18 protein-coding genes and 1 pseudogene are annotated in these 16,348 nt (G+C 70.5%); 15 read left to right on the top strand and 4 right to left on the bottom strand.

Annotated features, from left to right (window positions below; all coding sequences use genetic code 11):
- Positions 1–31: 31 nt before the first annotated feature.
- Positions 32–538 (top strand): DUF3253 domain-containing protein, encoded by a 507-nt coding sequence (locus EDD41_RS00360; RefSeq protein WP_211336538.1) that lies wholly within the window; start codon positions 32–34, stop codon positions 536–538.
- Between the two features lie 45 nt (positions 539–583).
- Here the strand turns inward: EDD41_RS00360 and EDD41_RS00355 are convergent, their stop codons facing one another.
- Complete coding sequence (locus EDD41_RS00355) at positions 584–1,315, bottom strand: CPBP family intramembrane glutamic endopeptidase (protein WP_094764744.1); 732 nt, start codon at positions 1,313–1,315, stop codon at positions 584–586.
- A 143-nt stretch (positions 1,316–1,458) separates the two neighbouring features.
- Between EDD41_RS00355 and EDD41_RS00350 the strand changes: the two genes are divergently transcribed.
- The 10 genes from EDD41_RS00350 to EDD41_RS00305 all read left to right on the top strand — a co-directional run bounded on the left by EDD41_RS00350 (position 1,459) and on the right by EDD41_RS00305 (position 12,003).
- Positions 1,459–2,868: a tryptophan-rich sensory protein gene (locus EDD41_RS00350; RefSeq protein WP_123576725.1), complete on the top strand. Its 1,410-nt coding sequence runs from the start codon at positions 1,459–1,461 to the stop codon at positions 2,866–2,868.
- 113 nt (positions 2,869–2,981) lie between these two features.
- Positions 2,982–4,100, top strand: coding sequence for a glycosyltransferase family 1 protein (locus EDD41_RS00345; RefSeq protein ID WP_148060425.1), 1,119 nt, complete (start codon positions 2,982–2,984; stop codon positions 4,098–4,100).
- Between the two features lie 556 nt (positions 4,101–4,656).
- Complete coding sequence (locus EDD41_RS17025) at positions 4,657–5,106, top strand: glycosyltransferase (RefSeq protein WP_211336537.1); 450 nt, start codon at positions 4,657–4,659, stop codon at positions 5,104–5,106.
- A complete protein-coding gene (locus tag EDD41_RS00335; RefSeq protein ID WP_123574605.1) occupies positions 5,103–6,002 on the top strand; it encodes a glycosyltransferase family 2 protein in 900 nt (299 codons plus the stop codon). The genes EDD41_RS17025 and EDD41_RS00335 overlap by 4 nt, the downstream gene beginning before the upstream one ends.
- A gap of 358 nt (positions 6,003–6,360) precedes the next feature.
- The gene (locus EDD41_RS00330) at positions 6,361–7,035 is read left to right on the top strand and encodes a glycosyltransferase (protein ID WP_123574604.1); all 675 of its coding nucleotides are present in this window, start codon (positions 6,361–6,363) and stop codon (positions 7,033–7,035) included.
- Entirely contained in the window at positions 7,032–8,435 is a 1,404-nt protein-coding gene (locus tag EDD41_RS00325; protein ID WP_170165171.1) for a glycosyltransferase family 2 protein, read from the top strand. Before EDD41_RS00330 ends, EDD41_RS00325 begins: the two co-directional genes overlap by 4 nt.
- Positions 8,432–8,746 carry a hypothetical protein gene (locus EDD41_RS00320; protein ID WP_123574602.1) on the top strand — a complete coding sequence of 105 codons (315 nt, stop codon included), beginning with the start codon at positions 8,432–8,434 and terminating at the stop codon, positions 8,744–8,746. The genes EDD41_RS00325 and EDD41_RS00320 overlap by 4 nt, the downstream gene beginning before the upstream one ends.
- Positions 8,739–10,121 carry a bifunctional PIG-L family deacetylase/class I SAM-dependent methyltransferase gene (locus tag EDD41_RS00315; protein WP_170165170.1) on the top strand — a complete coding sequence of 461 codons (1,383 nt, stop codon included), beginning with the start codon at positions 8,739–8,741 and terminating at the stop codon, positions 10,119–10,121. Before EDD41_RS00320 ends, EDD41_RS00315 begins: the two co-directional genes overlap by 8 nt.
- A 14-nt stretch (positions 10,122–10,135) precedes the next feature.
- The gene (locus EDD41_RS00310) at positions 10,136–10,912 is read left to right on the top strand and encodes a glycosyltransferase family 2 protein (protein WP_148060424.1); all 777 of its coding nucleotides are present in this window, start codon (positions 10,136–10,138) and stop codon (positions 10,910–10,912) included.
- Complete coding sequence (locus EDD41_RS00305) at positions 10,909–12,003, top strand: glycosyltransferase (RefSeq protein WP_123574599.1); 1,095 nt, start codon at positions 10,909–10,911, stop codon at positions 12,001–12,003. The genes EDD41_RS00310 and EDD41_RS00305 overlap by 4 nt, the downstream gene beginning before the upstream one ends.
- Before the next feature lie 68 nt (positions 12,004–12,071).
- Here EDD41_RS00305 and EDD41_RS00300 read toward each other — a convergent pair whose 3' ends face one another.
- Entirely contained in the window at positions 12,072–12,269 is a 198-nt protein-coding gene (locus tag EDD41_RS00300; RefSeq protein WP_123574598.1) for a hypothetical protein, read from the bottom strand.
- 42 nt (positions 12,270–12,311) lie between these two features.
- The gene (locus EDD41_RS17020) at positions 12,312–12,617 is read right to left on the bottom strand and encodes a hypothetical protein (RefSeq protein ID WP_211336536.1); all 306 of its coding nucleotides are present in this window, start codon (positions 12,615–12,617) and stop codon (positions 12,312–12,314) included.
- A 307-nt stretch (positions 12,618–12,924) separates the two neighbouring features.
- Here EDD41_RS17020 and EDD41_RS00290 point away from each other — a divergent pair, with 307 nt between their 5' ends.
- Positions 12,925–13,698, top strand: a complete 774-nt coding sequence (locus EDD41_RS00290) for a class I SAM-dependent methyltransferase (protein WP_148060423.1) — start codon at positions 12,925–12,927, stop codon at positions 13,696–13,698.
- The gene (locus EDD41_RS00285) at positions 13,698–14,093 is read left to right on the top strand and encodes a glycosyltransferase (RefSeq protein ID WP_123574596.1); all 396 of its coding nucleotides are present in this window, start codon (positions 13,698–13,700) and stop codon (positions 14,091–14,093) included. Before EDD41_RS00290 ends, EDD41_RS00285 begins: the two co-directional genes overlap by 1 nt.
- A 206-nt stretch (positions 14,094–14,299) precedes the next feature.
- On the opposite strand, the gene EDD41_RS00280 is transcribed toward EDD41_RS00285, so the two are convergent.
- Positions 14,300–14,620, bottom strand: coding sequence for a hypothetical protein (locus tag EDD41_RS00280; RefSeq protein ID WP_148060422.1), 321 nt, complete (start codon positions 14,618–14,620; stop codon positions 14,300–14,302).
- Between the two features lie 139 nt (positions 14,621–14,759).
- On the opposite strand from EDD41_RS00280, the gene EDD41_RS00275 reads away from it, so the two are divergent.
- Entirely contained in the window at positions 14,760–15,215 is a 456-nt protein-coding gene (locus tag EDD41_RS00275; RefSeq protein ID WP_123574594.1) for an SRPBCC family protein, read from the top strand.
- 261 nt (positions 15,216–15,476) lie between these two features.
- Positions 15,477–16,161 (top strand): annotated as a pseudogene (locus EDD41_RS00270) (IS256 family transposase); the annotation flags it as partial.
- Positions 16,162–16,348: the final 187 nt, after the last annotated feature.

The following is a 16,348-nucleotide window of genomic DNA, read 5'->3' as shown; positions in this document are numbered from 1 at the left end:
GACGCTGATGCGCGATGAGCCGGATTCCACGGTGAACGGGCCCCAAGCGGCACCTCCCGGACCACCAACCACACCCGATGGGCACCACATCATCGTCAACGGCCGCAGGTGGCGGGCCAGTGATCCGTCGATCCCCGACGCCCTGCGCGCAGAACTCGTCGCGGAACTGATGCGAGCCCGCCGCGAGGTGCGTACCCGCGGTGACGCTGTCCGCCCCTGCGTCCAGGACGCCAAGGTGGCCCTCGGCGAGCGGGGAGACCCGTGGTGGCAACAGACACCCGATGGTCGCCGAGGCCGCCTCGCGTCCACGATGCGCACCCTGCTGCGGCACCGCGACGGCAGCACCATCTGCCCCAGTGACGCGGCCCGCGTCGTGGGCGGCCAGGACTGGCGCGGCCTGATGGACACCGCACGGGAGGTGGCCGGTGAACTCGTCGCCCGCGGGGAGGTCAGGGTGCAGCAGACGGGTGTCGACGTGGACCTGGCCACGGTGCGCGGCCCGATCAGACTGGCGGCAGGCCCCTCTTTGGGCCGCTGAGCGGTCCCGCGATCCCCTCGTCAGCACCGAGGGCGACCGGGTCTTTCAGCCGAACAGCGCCGCGCCGAGCGACAGGGCGCTCGGCAGCAGGAAGAGCATCCCCAGCGACCAGACGAGATGCGTGATCGTCGGCGCGAGGAAACCACCGGTGGCCCGACGCTGCAGCCCCACCACGGCGCCCAGCATGGCCGCCGCCAGCACCAGCAGAGGAATGCCGGAGAAGGCCGTCACCACGCTGTACAGCACGGTGCTCACCAGCACCTGGCGGTGTCGGGGCAGGGCCTGGAAGAGGGCACCTCGGAAGAAGTACTCCTCCCCCAGCCCGTTGAGGGCGGTGAGCAGGGCCACGATGGGCAACGATCCACGTCGGGCGTGGTCCAGCAGGTCCTGCACCGGAACCGACAGCCACGGCACCTGGGAGACCACCAGCGCGCCGGCCAGGAAGATCACCAGCAACAGCCCGCCCCACACCAGTGACTGCACCACTGCGTGGCTCGCCCGGCCCCCACGACTGGAGTGAGCGTGACCTGGCACGACAGGTCCGGACAGGCGCGCGCCCACCAGCCACAGCAGGGCGAGCGAGGCGGTGGCCGGGTAGAAGAGTCGATCACCTGGCGCCACGGACAACGAGGCACGCAGGAGCAACGCGCCCGCCACCACGGTCACGAGACACACCACGCGTCGCCTGAGCGGACCGTCCAGCCGGGCCGGTGACGACTCGATGGCCGGTTCCAGCAGCGAGTCATGCACGAACCTGCTGATCTCGTCTGGTCCCATCGGGCCCTCCTCGGTGCGGTCCGGTTCCCGGTGAAGATCCCAACCTAACGCGCCCCCGTGCACCCACACCGCCGTGGAGACCCTCATGCGCCGAGAGCAGAAAGGCCGGAGGTACCGCCTTGCGGTACGGCAGGCTGATGCCCATGACACAGGCACGTTTGGGAATGGTGACACGAGTGGGAATGGTGACAGGCGCGAGCGGCTACGTCGGGGGGCAGGTGGTCGAACGACTGCTCGACAATGGCTGGGACGTCCGGGTTCTCGCCCGCGATCCCCGCAAGCTTCCCGAGTGGGGCGAGCGCGTGCACGTCGTCCAGGGTGATGCCAGTGACGACGGTGCCCTGCGGGAGGCCATGCACGGCGCCGAGGCAGCCTGGTTCCTCATCCACTCGATGGGCAGTGAGGAGGACTTCGCCGAGCAGGATCGTCACATCGCGACCACCTTCGCCCGCGCCGCCAAGGACGAGCAGGTCGGTCGCCTCGTCTACCTCGGCGGACTGCACCCAGAGGGTGAAGAACTCTCCCCCCACCTGGCGAGCAGGGTCGAGGTGGGCGAGATCCTGATGGCCAGCGGTGTTCCCACGGCCGCGATCCAGGCGGGCGTCGTGCTGGGCGACGGTTCTGCCTCCTTCGACATGCTGCGCTGCCTCTCCGAGCGCCTGCCCGGCTCGGTCGGCCCGCGATGGCTGGACAACACCATCCAGCCGATCCACGTGGACGACGTCGTGCACTACCTCGTTGCCGCCGCAGACCTCCCGGCCGAGCAGAACCGCACCTTCGACGTCGGCGGCCCTGACGTCCTCACCTATGCCGAGATGATGGACCGCTACGCCCGCGTGCAGCACATGGGCCCCCGTCCGTCGATCACGGCCCCGGTGTGGACTCCCCGGCTCGCCTCGTACTGGATCAGCCTGGTGACCCCGATCGAGGCCGCGATGGCGCGCCCGCTGATCGAGTCGCTCCACCACGACACCGTCGTCGCAGAACGTGACCTCGATGAGCTGGTCGGTCCGCCGCCGGGTGGAACCAGGACGTTCGAACAGGCCGTGCAGCTCGCCAGTGGGGGCCACGACCAGTACCGCTTCGCCAAGGTGCTGGCCGCCACCTCGGCCGCCGTCGGGGCGACGGCCGCCCTGGGGGCCGTCGCGACCATCCCCAACACCGGTTGGTTCAAGCGCCTCGACACCCCGGCGTGGCAGCCCTCGAACGCCCTGTTCGGACCGGTCTGGACGGCGCTCTATGCCGACATCACCGTCATCAGCGCCCTGCACCTGACCGATCTGATGGAACAAGACCGCACCGATGAGGCCCGGCGCTTCGCCGCGGCGCTCAGACTCAACCTGGTGCTCAACAGCTTGTGGTGCTGGGTCTTCTGGCGGGGCAGGACCCTGGGCCCGGCGGCCGTCGTCGCCGCAGCCCTCGCCGCCAGCTCCACCGACCTCGTCCGCAGGGTCGGCAAGCGCCGGGAACGCGGTGTGCTGCTCTGCCCGTATGCCGCGTGGACGACCTTCGCGACGGGGCTGGCGGCCGAGTTGTGGCGTCGGAGCCGGTGATTGCCAGCAGCCCCGAGCTGCACGGATTGTTGCCGGCGGGTTGCCGGGCTGGGGGCGCTGGGCCCACCCCTGCGTGGGTGGCGCGCCTCGGCCACCGGTGCGAGACTCGGTAGGTGCACAATCGCGACACCGCCGCTCCAGAGCTCGCCGTGCGGTGCGTACCCGCCGACCACCCATATGTCGCCCGCGCGATCGGCCCCCACGGGGAGTCGCACGATGAAGTGGTGGTGCTGCAGGAGATCACCGGTGCTGACGGGCTCTGGTGGCCTCCGGCGCTCTTCGACCCGGCACGACGCGAGGCTGCACTTGACGGCGCCGACGTCGTCCACGTGCACTTCGGCGTCGAGCAGGTGCCGCTGCACGACATGCTGGCCACCATCGACGAGCTCGACCGCCGCGGCATCGCCCTTGTGGTGACCGTGCACGACCTGCGCAACCCGCACCTGGAGGAGGATGCTCACCATGCGGAGCGCCTCGACCTGCTCATCCGCGAGGCCGAGGTCGTGGTGACCCTGACCGCGTCCGCCGCCACCGAGATCCGGAGACGTTGGGGTCGAGAGGCCGTCGTGCTGCCGCACCCACACGTCGCGCCGTTGGGTCGGATCGGCGGCGTGGCCGGACCACGTGGCAGGCGCCGTGGGCAGGGCCGACGGCCGCTTGTGGGTGTGGATCTGAAGGGCTTGCGCACCAACACGATGCATGCGGCCGAGCTGGCCCAAGTTGCCACGGCGGTCACGGGCTGCGATTGCGACCTGCGTGTTGGAATCCACGCCGAGGTGCTCGACGGTCTGGAGACTCGAGACCCGGATCTGGCGCGGTTGCTGCGTGGCTGGCAGGCCGGCAAGGGCGATGAAGCGGGCGTCACGGTGGCACCTCACGAGCGGTACTCCGACGACGGGTTGCTGGACCACCTCTCCTCACTTTCCGCCGTGGTGCTCCCCTACCGTTTCGGCACCCACTCGGGCTACCTGGAAGCCTGCCGCGACGTGGGAACCGCCGTCGTGGCGCGGGCCGTGGGCTGCTACCACGACCAGCACGCTTGCCCCACCTTCAGTCTCGACGACATCGAGGACACCCTGCCGGGTGCACTGCGAGTCGCCCTGGATGGGCGTGTCGAGTGGACCGCGACCCGGGAGGAACGGCGCGCCGAGGCCGAGGGGGTGCGGGCCGCCCATCGCCGGATCTATCGCCAGGTGGCGACCTCGCGGCGCGACGGATCGGTGGCGCAATGATCGGCTACTACGTCCACCACCACGGGGCAGGTCATGTCTCGCGGGCCACAGCCATCTGCCACGAGGTGACGGCGCTCGGCCACGAGGTGACGGGACTATCCACCCTGCCGCGCCCGCAGGGGTGGCAGGGCGCGTGGGTGGAACTGGCAGACGACGCCGTGCCCGTCGAGGGCAACCACCAGGATCCCACCGCGGGCGGTACCCTGCACTGGGCCCCGCTGGACCATGACGCCTACCGGTCCCGGATGGGTGCCCTGGCCCGATGGTTGGTCGCACACCGCCCCGAGGTGCTGGTCGTCGATGTCTCAGTGGAGGTGACGCTGCTTGCCCGGTTGCTGGGCGTGCCCACCGTCGTCGTCGCCATGCGCGGTCAGCGAGACGACACGGCCCACCGCGCCTGCTACGGGGTGGCGACGCGGTTGCTCGCACCCTGGCCGGCCGACTGCCCGGAGCCCTGGTGGCCCGTGGTCTGGCTGGACAAGACTGACCACGTCGGAGCCCTCACCCGCTTCGACTCGGCCCCGCTTCCCGAGGCTTCCCTGGACAGCACGGGCTGGTGCTGTGGGGCCGTGGGGGTGGCACCGGCCCCGATCCGGCGCGCCTGGCGGCGGCCATGCCCGGCTGGAATTGGTACAAGCCGTCAGGAACCGGTGACGAGGTCTGGGGGGAGCTGCACGCTGCCTCCGTCGTCATCTGTCACGCCGGCCAGAATGCCGTCGCCGAGGTGGCAGCAGCCCGACGGCCGGCCGTCGTCGTCGCCGAGCCCCGACCCTTCGACGAGCAACTGCACACCGCCCGCGCCCTGGAGGCCGCCGGTCTGGCCGTGTGCTGCGAACGATCACCCGACCACGAACAGTGGCTCGCCCTCGTGGAGCAGGCCCTTGCCCTCGGCGGCCAGGGCTGGGCGCGCTGGCACGACGGACTCGGCGCACGCCGCGCCGCCGCCGCCATCTCCGACGTGGCACGCGCGCACCCCGGCCTGCTCGATGCCCAGGAGGGCCGATGAACAGCGGATCACCCGAGCTCGCCGTCGTGGTCATCGTCCACGGCCGCCATGAACATCTGCGGCGCTGCCTGTCCTCGCTGGCCGACCAGGTCCTGCCCGCCACGCGGGTGGTCGTGGTCGCGATGGCCGACGACCGGGCGGGAGCCCTGGCCGAGCCCACCGGTGCAGAGCTGGGGCTGCCCATCACCCTCGTGGCGATGGATGCCGATCCCTCCCGACTTCCGCTGGCCCGGGCCCGCAACCTGGGCGTGGCGGCCGCTGACAGCGCCAATCTGGTCCTGTTGGACGTCGACTGCCTGGCCGATCCGTTCCTGTTGCAGCGTTACGCCGACGCCATGTCCTCGCCCCGCCCACCGGGCCTGGGCAGCGGACCGGTGGTCTGGTGCGGGCCGGTGACCTACCTCGGCCCCAACGCTCGAGTCGACCTGCCGGGCAGCGACCCCGCCAGCACGCCACGCATTGACTGGCAGATGGTGCGCTCGCACCGGGCCCCACACACTGCCCGTCCCGACCCGGCGGCCGGCGCGCTGGTCCCCGGAACTGACCTGCGGTTGTTCTGGTCGTTGAGCTATGCGATCACCGCCGCCGACCACGCCGCGGCTGGTGGCTTCGACGAGGCCTACGAGGGTTACGGCGGCGAGGACACCGACTTCGCCCGCCGCCTGGGAACGGCCGGTGGCGGGATCTGCTGGGTTGGCGGTGCCGACGCCTACCACCAGCACCACCCCGTCTCGCGGCCTCCCGTCGAACATGTGGAGGACATCGTGCGCAATGCCGCGCTCTTTCGAGCACGGTGGGGCAGCGATTGCATGACCGGCTGGCTGGAGGAGTTCGAGGGCCTCGGACTGGTACGGCGCACCGGGGACGGCTGGCAGACCGTGCAGGGCGCCCGGTGAACGCCCCCAATCAGGCCGCCGACGGTGTGGTGCACGTGGTGCCCGGCCCGGACGACCACGGCATCGTGCGCCACGCACTCGGGCTGCTGACCCACGCGCCCGGTGTTCGCGTCGTGCGCCTTCCCGATGGTCCGCGAATGGGCGTCGACGAGGTCCTCACTGCCCTCCCTCCGGCCGCGGGGGTGCACCTCCACCTGAACGATGAGCTGCTCGGTGACACGCCCGGTGTCGTGGAGGCGCTGGCCGAGCGGTGTCCCACCAGTGTCACCCTGCACGACGTGCCGAGCCCGGCCGAGGGCGCAGTTCGGTACACGCGACGGCGGCATGCCTGTACCCGGTCCTCAGGTCTGCGCGTCTGGTGGTGGTCGCGAGCGAGCACGAGCGGCAGTTGCTGGGTGCCTGCCTCCCCCCGGGGACGAGTTCGGCCGAGCGCGAGGCCCAGCTGCGCAAGGTGTTTGTCGTGCCCCTGCCGCTGGTCGAGCCGATGGCGTCACCGGTCGACGACGGTCGTGGCCCCGAACCCGTCGTGGCCGTCCTCGGTTTCGTCTATCCGGGCAAGGGGCACGCCGAGGCCATCGAGGCCGCCTCCGGTGCCGGCCTGCGGGGCGTGCTGGCGCTCGGGACCGTCGCCCAGGGGCATGAGGACCTCGTGGAGGTTCTGGCCCGCCAGTGCCACGGCCGCGATCTGTCCTGGGAGCTCACCGGTTATCTGGACGACGAGGCGCTGGTGGAGCGCGCGCGGCAGGTGGCGGTTCCGCTGGCCCACCACGCACATCTGTCGGCCTCCGGCTCGATCGGCAGTTGGATCGCGGCCGGGCGACGCCCCTTGGTGTCAGACGGTCCCTGGGTTCGAGAACTGCTGGCGCGCTGCCCCGGTGTGGTGAGGATCATTGCCGACCCTACTGCGGATGTGCGGGCCTGCCTCCTCGATCCCGGTTCGACCTGGCTGGCCCCGGGCACCCCGGTGGGCCCCACCCCCGCCGAGGCATGGGCTGCCCTGGACCGGTTGCTGAGCGCGGGGGTGACCCGGTGAACGGCCTTGATGCGCCCGAGGTCAGCGTCGTGGTGCCCTGGTACCGCGACCAGAATGGACTCGACCGGTTGCTGGTCGCCCTCGACATGCAGGACTTCCCCGCCGGGTGCTTCGAGGTGGTCGTGGCGGATGACGGCTCCCCCGAGCCGCCACGCGTCGGCACCCACCCCTACGCGGTACGGATCGTCCGGCAGTCCGATGACGGTTTTCGTGCGGCGGCGGCCCGCAACCTGGGAGCCGGGACCGCCCGCGGCCAGGTGCCGGTCTTCCTGGACGGGGACATGATGCCGGAAGCCGGTTTCCTGGCCGCCATGCACCATGCGGTGGTCTCGGCCGCCCGACCGATGCTGTGCGTCGGACGACGCCGCCACGCGGACCTGACCGGCTGGGACCTCGACATGGTGCGGCGGTGGCTGGACGCGCACCCTCGGGGCAGTGCCGAGGGGGACATGCCACCGCGGCCTCCTGTGCTGGAGGAGCCACAGTGGCTGGCCGAGGGTTACGCCATCACCCGCAATCTGGCCGGGGCTGACGACACCTCCTACCGTTTCGTCATCTCCGCCGCCATGGCCCTGCCCGCCCAGCACTTCGCCGAGCTTGGTGGCTTTGCGGAATTCCGCGGTTACGGCGGTGAGGACTGGGAGCTGGCGCACCGCTGGCGCCTGTCCGGGGGATCCTTGTGCCACGTGCCGCAGGCAGTGGCCTGGCACGACGGCCCTGACTTCGCCGGCCGCGACAGCACGGAGCAGCGCCGCGTGGACAAGGACGCTGAGGCCCTGCGTCTGGCCCCGTTGATCACCGTTCCCGGAGCCCGTGACCCCCGCCTGGTCTGGACCGTCCCTGACGTCGCGGTGACCCTGCAGGCAGTGGCGCTCACCCCGGCGCAGACGCTGTCGATCCTGGCCCCGCTGGTGACGAACACCGACTGCCATGTCTGGGTGACGGGCCTTGATGAGGTCGTCGCAGATGCGCTGGCTGATCCCCGGATCCACACCGTCGGGGAGCCACCGGCCGGGGTTCGCTGGCTGGTCCGGGCACGCGAGGTGGGTGTGCTGTCCGGCATCACCTTGGCAGGACTGATCGGACAGGCCGTTGCCGCGGGTCAAGATCTTGCCGACGGCCTCGAAGATCCCGGGTCCCAAGCTCCACTGACCGCCTGCCACGTGCCCACCGGTCGCACCTGGCCATTGCATCCGGCCCCCTCACAGTGGACCCCAGTGCCCACGCCCGCCACGAGCGTCGAGGAGTTGTGGCGCGGCCTTGCCAACGGAGACTTCCCCGGCCCGTCCTGCCCACCTGTCCCCCAACCACCTCAACCCCAGGATCAAACCCCACCCACCAAGCCCCCCACCAGAAGGACCCCATTACCGACGTTGACACCCTGCCCCGGGGCGACGTGACCGCCGCCCTGGCACTTGCCCCGCATCTGTCCGCTGTGGGTGCGGGTCTGGCCGACCCACCAGGTTTCAGGCACTACCTCCACACCCTGAGGAAGGGCGCACTCCTGGCCGCGCGGGTGCGGTGCGTGGTCGCCGAGGTCGGGGAGCAGGCGCTCACCATCGCCGGCCACGCCCTGGGGCCGGGACCCATGACGGGCGACGAGCGGCATGCCCGGCTGGTGGGTGACCTGACCGTCTACCTGCGCCAGCACCATGCCGAACGCAGCCTGGTCGATCTCGGCCGCCAGTCAATGGGGCGTTGCGATGGGTGAGCGCTGGAGCGCGGCCGAAGACGGCCGACCGGAGGGCCAGTGGCTGACCGCAGTACCCTGGGCTGAGCTGCCCGTCGTCGACCTGACCGGCCTGGGCGAACGCTTCGACCGCATCGTCGTGCTCTCGGCACACCCCGACGACGAGACCCTGGGGTTGGGGGCGACGCTGGCAGCCTTGGCAGCAACCGGCGCGGCGATCGAGGTCGTCATCGCCACCCGCGGGGAGGCCTCGCACCCCCACTCCCCCTGCCTCTCGCGGACCGACCTGGCCGATGTCCGAAGCGACGAACTCACCGCAGCCCTGGACGAACTGGGTCTGGCGCCTGCCGAACACTGGGGCCTGCCCGACGGGCGACTGGGCGAGGCGGACACCCACCTGGCGCTGAAGGAGCTGATAGACGACCTGCTGCAGTGGCACCGGCACGAAGGCCTGTTGCTGGTCGCTCCTTGGTCCCACGACGGGCGTGCCGACCACGACGCCCTGGGCCGGGTGGCACGGGCCGCCGCCGTCGACACCGGTGTCTCCTGCATCGCCTACCCGGTGTGGCTATGGCACTGGGGCACCCACGAAGACCTCCCCGTCGCTGACCTGGTGCTGTCCTGCCCGGGTGCCGACGCGCTGCACCGTCGGGGCCGTGCGCTGGACTGCTTCGAGAGCCAGCACACCCCATTCGGCAGGGCCCCCGGGGCCGGCCCGGTACTGACCGGTCAGGCCCGACAGCGTGCCGAGCGGGTGGCCGACGTGCTCATCGATCCCGACGGCGCGCTGCCCCACCGCCGCGTGCCGGGTACCGTCGCGCCGGGTGAGTTCAACGCAATGTTCGAGCACGGTGACGACCCGTGGCACGTCGAGACCAGCTGGTACGAGGCACGCCGCCAGGCCCTGGTGGAGGCCATCCTGCCGCACCAGATGCTGGGACGGGTGCTCGACCTGGGTTGTTCCACCGGGCGCCTGACCGCGGCCCTGGCCGCCCAGGCGCGCGAGGTCGTGGCTGTGGACCACTCGGCCGAGGCCCTGCGAGTGGCCCGCGATCGCCACATCACCAATGTCGACTGGCGTCAGGGTTCCCTGCCGTCGGTCCTGCCGGAGCTGGAGGGCCCCGTTGACCTGGTGGTGCTCTCCGAGGTCGGATACTTCCTCGATGGAGCCGCGCTGATGGCGACTCTGTCGGCCGTGATGAGCCTGTTGGACGGCGATGGCACCGTTCTGGCGGCCCATTGGCGACGACCCACTCGTGAGATCCCCCTGGATGGACGGCTCGTCGAGGCCCAGTTGGACAGCCTGTGGCCCACGACGGCCCGCTACACCGACGACGACGTGACCATCACCCTCAGCGCGCCGCATCGACCAGCGGTGACACGAGGTGGGAGGTGAGCGCCCTGGCACGAATGTCCGCAGCACGGGGCCCGGATGAGAGAGGCCACCCCACGCGTGTCACCTCCCTCACCGTGGTGGTGCCGGCCTGCAACGAACAAGACGCCCTCCCAGGCACCCTCAAGCATCTGGACGGGGCCGTCGTCGCGCTGGCGGCCATCCGTCCCGACGTGGTGGTGCGTCGCCTCGTGGTGCTGGACGGGTGCACCGACCGGAGCGCCGAGGTGGCTCGGGCGCACGGCTGCGACACGCTGCCGGTCACGGTTCGCAATGTGGGGGCCGCACGGCGAGCGGGGGTCGACTGGGCCCTGGCGCAGCACGGGACGGAGGATCCCCGGTCGCTGTGGATCGCTTGTACCGACGCCGACACCCACGTGCCCCGCAACTGGCTCGACGAGCAGGTGCGCTGCGCCACCGCGGGCATCGACGTGCTCGTGGGCACGGTCGTCCCCGACGGGCGCCTCGATCCCGGGAGGATGCGGGCCTGGCTGCAGCGCCACGACCTGCGAGAGGGCCATCACCACGTGCACGGCGCGAACCTCGGCTTCCGGGCAAGCGCCTACCTGGCGGTGGGAGGCTTCGCCGCCATTGGCGCCCATGAGGACGTGGACCTGGTGGAGCGACTGCGGCGTCAACAGGGGGTGGTCGTGAGCTCCACTGACCGCCACCGCGTCGTCACGTCGAGTCGCCTGCGGGGCCGGGCACCGGCCGGCTTCTCCCGCTACCTGAAGGCACTGCCGACGCAGGACAGCCTGTGCGAGGACGACGCTGCCGGACAGGCGGGGCCGTGAGGATCGCCGTCCTGGCCACGAACCGCAACTGCCTGGCGCGCCCCTACGCGGGAGGCATGGAGTCCATCACCGCCGAGCTCGTGACGGGCTTCAGGGCCCGGGGCCACTACGTCGCCCTGCACGCCGCCGCCGGCACGCCGGACACCTTGGCCGATGAACTGTTCACCTATCCGCCCTTGCCGCCGCTGTCGGAGGTGGCGCTGCGGGACGCCCAGATACCCGAAGCCTGGTTCCTCGCGGACCACCACGCCTTCACCGCCTCGTGCGCCATGTTGGCCGCCCGCAGTGACCTGGACGTGATCGCGAACCACACCTTGCACCACCTCCCGATGTCACTGTCGGGGGCCCTTCCGGCGCCGGTGGTCACCACCTTGCACACACCGCCCTTCCCCTGGATGGAACTGGGGGCGGCGCTGGCGGCACCAACGGCCCGGTACGTGGCCGTGTCACGAGCCCTCGCCGCGCAGTGGACGACGCTGAGGGAGGTTGCGGTGGTGCCCAACGGAGTGGACCCCTCGGTGTGGCCGTTGGGACCCGGATCCCCCGACGGGGACTTGGTGTGGGTGGGGCGGTTGGCCCCGGAGAAGGCCCCCCACCGAGCCGTCCAGGTTGCCCGTCGGCTGGGGCGTCGCCTGGTCCTGGTGGGGCCGCCGAGCGACCAGGGCTACGTGCGTCGGGTACTGGAGCCGCTGCTGGACGAACGGGTGACGATGGCCGGTCACCTGGACAGGCGGGAGCTGGCGCGCGTCGTCGGGGCCAGTGCCGTGGCGCTGGTGACCCCGGACTGGGACGAACCCTTCGGCCTGGTGTGCGTGGAGCAGGCCCTGTGCGGTACCCCGGTGGTGGCCCTGGGGCGAGGCGGGGTCAGTGAGGCCGTGGCCGATGGCGCCGGGGTGGTCGTGCCCGACCACTCCGACGCCGTCGATGCGGACCGGCTGGAGGCGCTGGCGGCGGCCGTGACCGTGGCTGAGCGTCTTGATCGTGCCCTGGTGCGCCGCGCCGCCGCGGAGGCCGCCGGCCTGGACGCGTGCGTCGAGGCACATCTGGCGGTGCTCCGAGCAGCCTCGGGAGGGTCGGACCCTACGGGATGACGGCCTACCCCGGGCAGCCAGATTCGCCGGACCTGGCGAAGGATGGCAGCCCAGGGGGGTGCGGGACCTCAGGAGTTGGCTTGGCGCTCGACGAGGTCGTCGATGTCACCGGCATCGATGTCGGAGGCCTGCTGCGCCACTTCGTCCGCGGAGTTGCGGATGGCGTTTCCCGCAGTCTGGCCCTCGGAGAACTGCTCCGTGGGGTGGGCCAGCGCCTCCTGGACCTGGTCGGCGAGGTCGCGGGGGGATTCGGGGGTGCTCGTCATGGGTCTTCCTTTCGTTGGTTGTCCTGGTGTCACACGGGGCCCTCACTCGACCAACAGCTTGCCCACCTGGCTGCGGCGGAGCTCTTCCAGCGTCGCCTCCTGGTGGTCGGCACGACGGGCCAGTTCCTCGAGTCCCGCCAAGTCGAGCCGCTGGTCATTGAGCTGCACCAGACCCTTCCAGAGCAGACCCTTGCCGTGGACCGCAGTGACGAGCATCTCCAGCTCGACGAGGTCCGACAGCGGGGAGCGCTGGGCGAGGCGCTCGTTGGGCTTCAGGCGGCCTGCCTTCTCCCCCAGCCATGCCCCGGCATTCTTCACGGTGGAGGGCTTGGCACCGATGCGCTCCATGATGCCCTCGAGCGAGGCCTTGTCCGCACGGGGATCTCGTCGGCCAGGGCCGCGACGACGCTGCGAACAGCCTCGTCGGAATGGCCCTCGGCTACGCGGTCGAAGGATTCGATGCCAGCGGTGGATCCTGCGAGGTGGTCCTGGAGATAGGTGGTGATCAGCTGGGACATGGTGTGCTCCTGAGGTGGGAGATGCGGCACCGAAGTGGGTTGGGCGGCCAGTCCCAGTATCCACGCCCGGCCCAAGGATCCAACCGGAGCCTCGCGGGTGTGCCATCGTGGAGCTCCCGGACACTGAGGAGGCCACCGTGAACAGCACCGTGAGCAGCACGCCGCAGCGCCCTGCCAGCAGCCCGCCGACCCGTGAGGACCTGTCGGACGGCTTCGACCAGGCCGCTGGCCGCTATGACCTCATGGTGGCCTTGAATCCGGGCTACCGCCGCCACCTGCGCACCGCAGCCGAGTTGCTGGTGGCCAGCATCGAACACCCCACGCCCACGCTGCTGGACCTGGGCTGCGGATCAGGGCTCTCCACCCTGGAGCTGTTGCGCGCTGCCCGCAGGCGCGGGATGACGCCACAGATCATCGGCGTCGACGCCTCAACGGGAATGCTGGCCCAGGCAGAGCGTCATCGCTGGCCCCAAGGAGTGACCTTCGTGCACGGTTGCGGTGAGAGCCTCGACGAACTGGGCCTGCCGCCCGCCCATGGGGCCCTTGCCTGTTACCTCCTGCGCAATGTAACAGACCTGGACGCCACCCTGGCCGGGATCGCGGCGGCGCTCGGGCCCGGGGCGCCCTTCGTGGCTGAGGACTACTCGGTGCGCGGATCCGCCGACGCGCAGCGTCGCTGGCATGCCGTCAACCGGGGTGTGATCCTGCCCCTGGCCAAGGTGCTCACCGACGACGCCGGGGTGTACGAGTACCTCCACAGCTCGGTGGACGACTTCAGCACCATGCCGGAACTCGCAGATCAGCTCCACCGCGCAGGCTTCAGCGATGTGGCCTCGCGCACCGTGCGGGGCTGGCAGCGCGACATCCTCCACATCATCCATGCCAGCGCCCCGCACGAGCATCGCCGCTGATGACGGCCCGTTTCTGCCTGATCTCGATCGGTTCCCGGGGTGACGTGGCCCCGTTCATCGCCGTGGGTCAGGCGCTTCGTGGGGCGGGGCACGAGGGGGTGCTGGTCGTCCTGGAGCCGTGGCGCGACCTGGTGGAGGCCGCGGGCCTGGACTGCCAGTCGGTGCCACTGGGCGACGAGGCGCTGTGGCCTCACTCACCCGTGCTGCGCGACGCCATGATCGCCCAGCCGGGACTGATGTGGGCGGGCATGCGCCACCATGCCGCTCGCTCCGCCCCTGTTGTCGTCGACACGCTGTGCGCTGCCACCGTCGGGGCGGACGCGATCGTCAGCGGCGGGATCACCCGGCAGATGGGCCACACGCTGGCACGTCGCCGCAGCCTGACCCGGAACTGATGCTGGTGGGAACCAGCCGGGGGCGAAGACCATCCGGTCACTGATCCGCTTCACGGTGCGGTTGCGGTGACGACCGGCCGGTCCATCCATCAACCACAGCCCCGTCCCCAGTGGCGGGACCAGCGGGTCGGGCCGGGCCAGGGGTCCGTCGCCCAACGTCACCCAGGCGCAGCCCGCCACCTCCGCGGCATTCCCGGAACCAAACATCAGGTGTCGCTGAGGATGACGTCGACGTGGTGCTCCTCCACGAGCCCCAGCAGGTGGAGGACCTGGGCCTCGACCGGGGCTGCGAGGTCGTCCCGGTACATCCGTCGCACCTGCCGCAGGCCCCTGAGCGCACCGTGGGTCTCGTCAGCCACGCCCAGCCGTGGTGGTTCGGGGACCGGCGGCACCGGGTGCGCGCCGTGGCGGGCTGCCTGCGCGGCAAAACTCGGCGTCGTGCTCCACAGAACGCGTGCCCCGCCGGCCACCAGACCCCGCACCGACTGGGTGGCGTTCAGGCTGTGGGCGGGAATGGCCGTGGTCACCACCAGCACGGTGGGACGGTGCCCGTCGTCGGCTCGGTGCTGTCGGGCTGCATGGAACCGAGACTATCCAGCGGGCCAAGGGCTGGTCTCACCGGCAACCGTGCCGGGCGGGCAGTCGAATGGTTGGTACCGTCGCGAGGTGACGCCATCCCAAGGGAACATCAAGTCCTTCACGCCCCGCGCCAGCTTCGAGGTGACGCTGGACTCGCGGCTGACCCCCACCGAGCTCTGGGATCGGCTCTGGGACCTGGACCGGCACACCGCTGCAGTCCCGCTCACCCGGGTGGGGAGCAGCGACGGCTCCCCACTGCGGGAGGGTCATCGGTTCGTCGCCCGCACCCAGCTCGGCCCGGTGTGGTTCGACGACCGGATGGTGGTGGAGACCTGGCAACCGCCCCTGGTGGCCGTGGTGGAGAAGACCGGCCCGATCCTCACCGGCACCATTCGAGCGCGCGTCGAGGCCGCGGGCCTCGGGAGCAGGCTGCACTGGGAGCAGGAATTTGGCGCGCGTGGCATTCCGAACGCACTTGCCGCGCTCGCGCGGGGGCCGGTGGCCTCCGGTTACGCGCGGGTCTTGCAGCGCATCCTGGGATGACGGGCCCTGGACACGGAATGGATGGAGCGGGCCGCTCTGACCACCCCCCATGCAGGGGTTTCGTCCACAGGCGACCCATGTCGAGGTATCCATGCTGATGCCGGACCGCGGCGAGGGCTCCTTCGAGATCGGGTCCAGCCTAGGATGGAGGACGGTGACGGCCGCGGGCAGAACTGCCGCTGGCCGAACACCATTTTCGGCAACCAGCAGTTGCCGAGCAATGTCTCGTAACCGCGAGCAACGCTGGTGCAGTTGTCATACTATGCCGCGATCGGTGTCGACCTGGAGGGTCACAAGGACATCTTGGGGATCTGGCCCGGCAACGGCGACGGCGAGTCGGCGAAGTTCTGGTTCGCCTGCCTCACAGAACTCAAGAACCGGGTTGTGAAGGACGTGTTCTTCATGGTCTGCGACGGGTTGAAGGGCCTCTCGGACAGCATCGGCAACGTGTTCGGCGAGGCGAAGGTGCAGACCTGTCTGATCCACTTGTTGCGCGACAGTTTCGGCTATGCGTCGAAGCGGCACTGGCCCGAGATCGCCGTCAACCTCAGGCCCGTTTACGAGGCTCCAAGCGTGGAGGCGGCCGAGGTCGCGTTCGAGGAGTTCGCGCAGAAGTGGGGCAAGGCCTACCCGGCGATGATCAGTCTCTGGCGCAATGCCTGGACCGAGTTCGTGCCGTTCTTGGACTATTACGTCGAGATCCGCAAGGTCCTGTGCTCCACGAACGCGATCGAGTCGTTGAATGCTCGCTTCCGCAGGGCTGTCCGAGCCAGAGGGCACTTCCCGAACGAGCAGGCCGCGCTGAAGACCTTGTATCTGACCGTGAGATCGTTGGACGCCCAGGGCACCGGCCAGACCCGCTGGGGGCATGCGCTGGAAGCCAGGAGTGAACGCGTTCGCCACCACCTTCGCTGACCGCATGCCCGCGGCCAGCACCCACCAGTAGAAACCGCCACTTACACGGTTAATCGGATACTCCCGTTAGGTCGAGACTGTCCTTGCACTCGGTGGGAGATGCCTGGACCGCGGGCACCGCGGGTGACAGCAGGATGGCGTAGGCCACGGTGTTCTACCGTTCGAGGAGCGCGACACGGGGTCGGCGAGTTCCTCTCCCCGACGGCCCCGCGCACGCT

It is taken from the genome of Luteococcus japonicus (assembly GCF_003752415.1).
Lineage (GTDB): Bacteria > Actinomycetota > Actinomycetes > Propionibacteriales > Propionibacteriaceae > Luteococcus > Luteococcus japonicus.
This window is presented reverse-complemented; position numbering and strand designations above follow the sequence as displayed.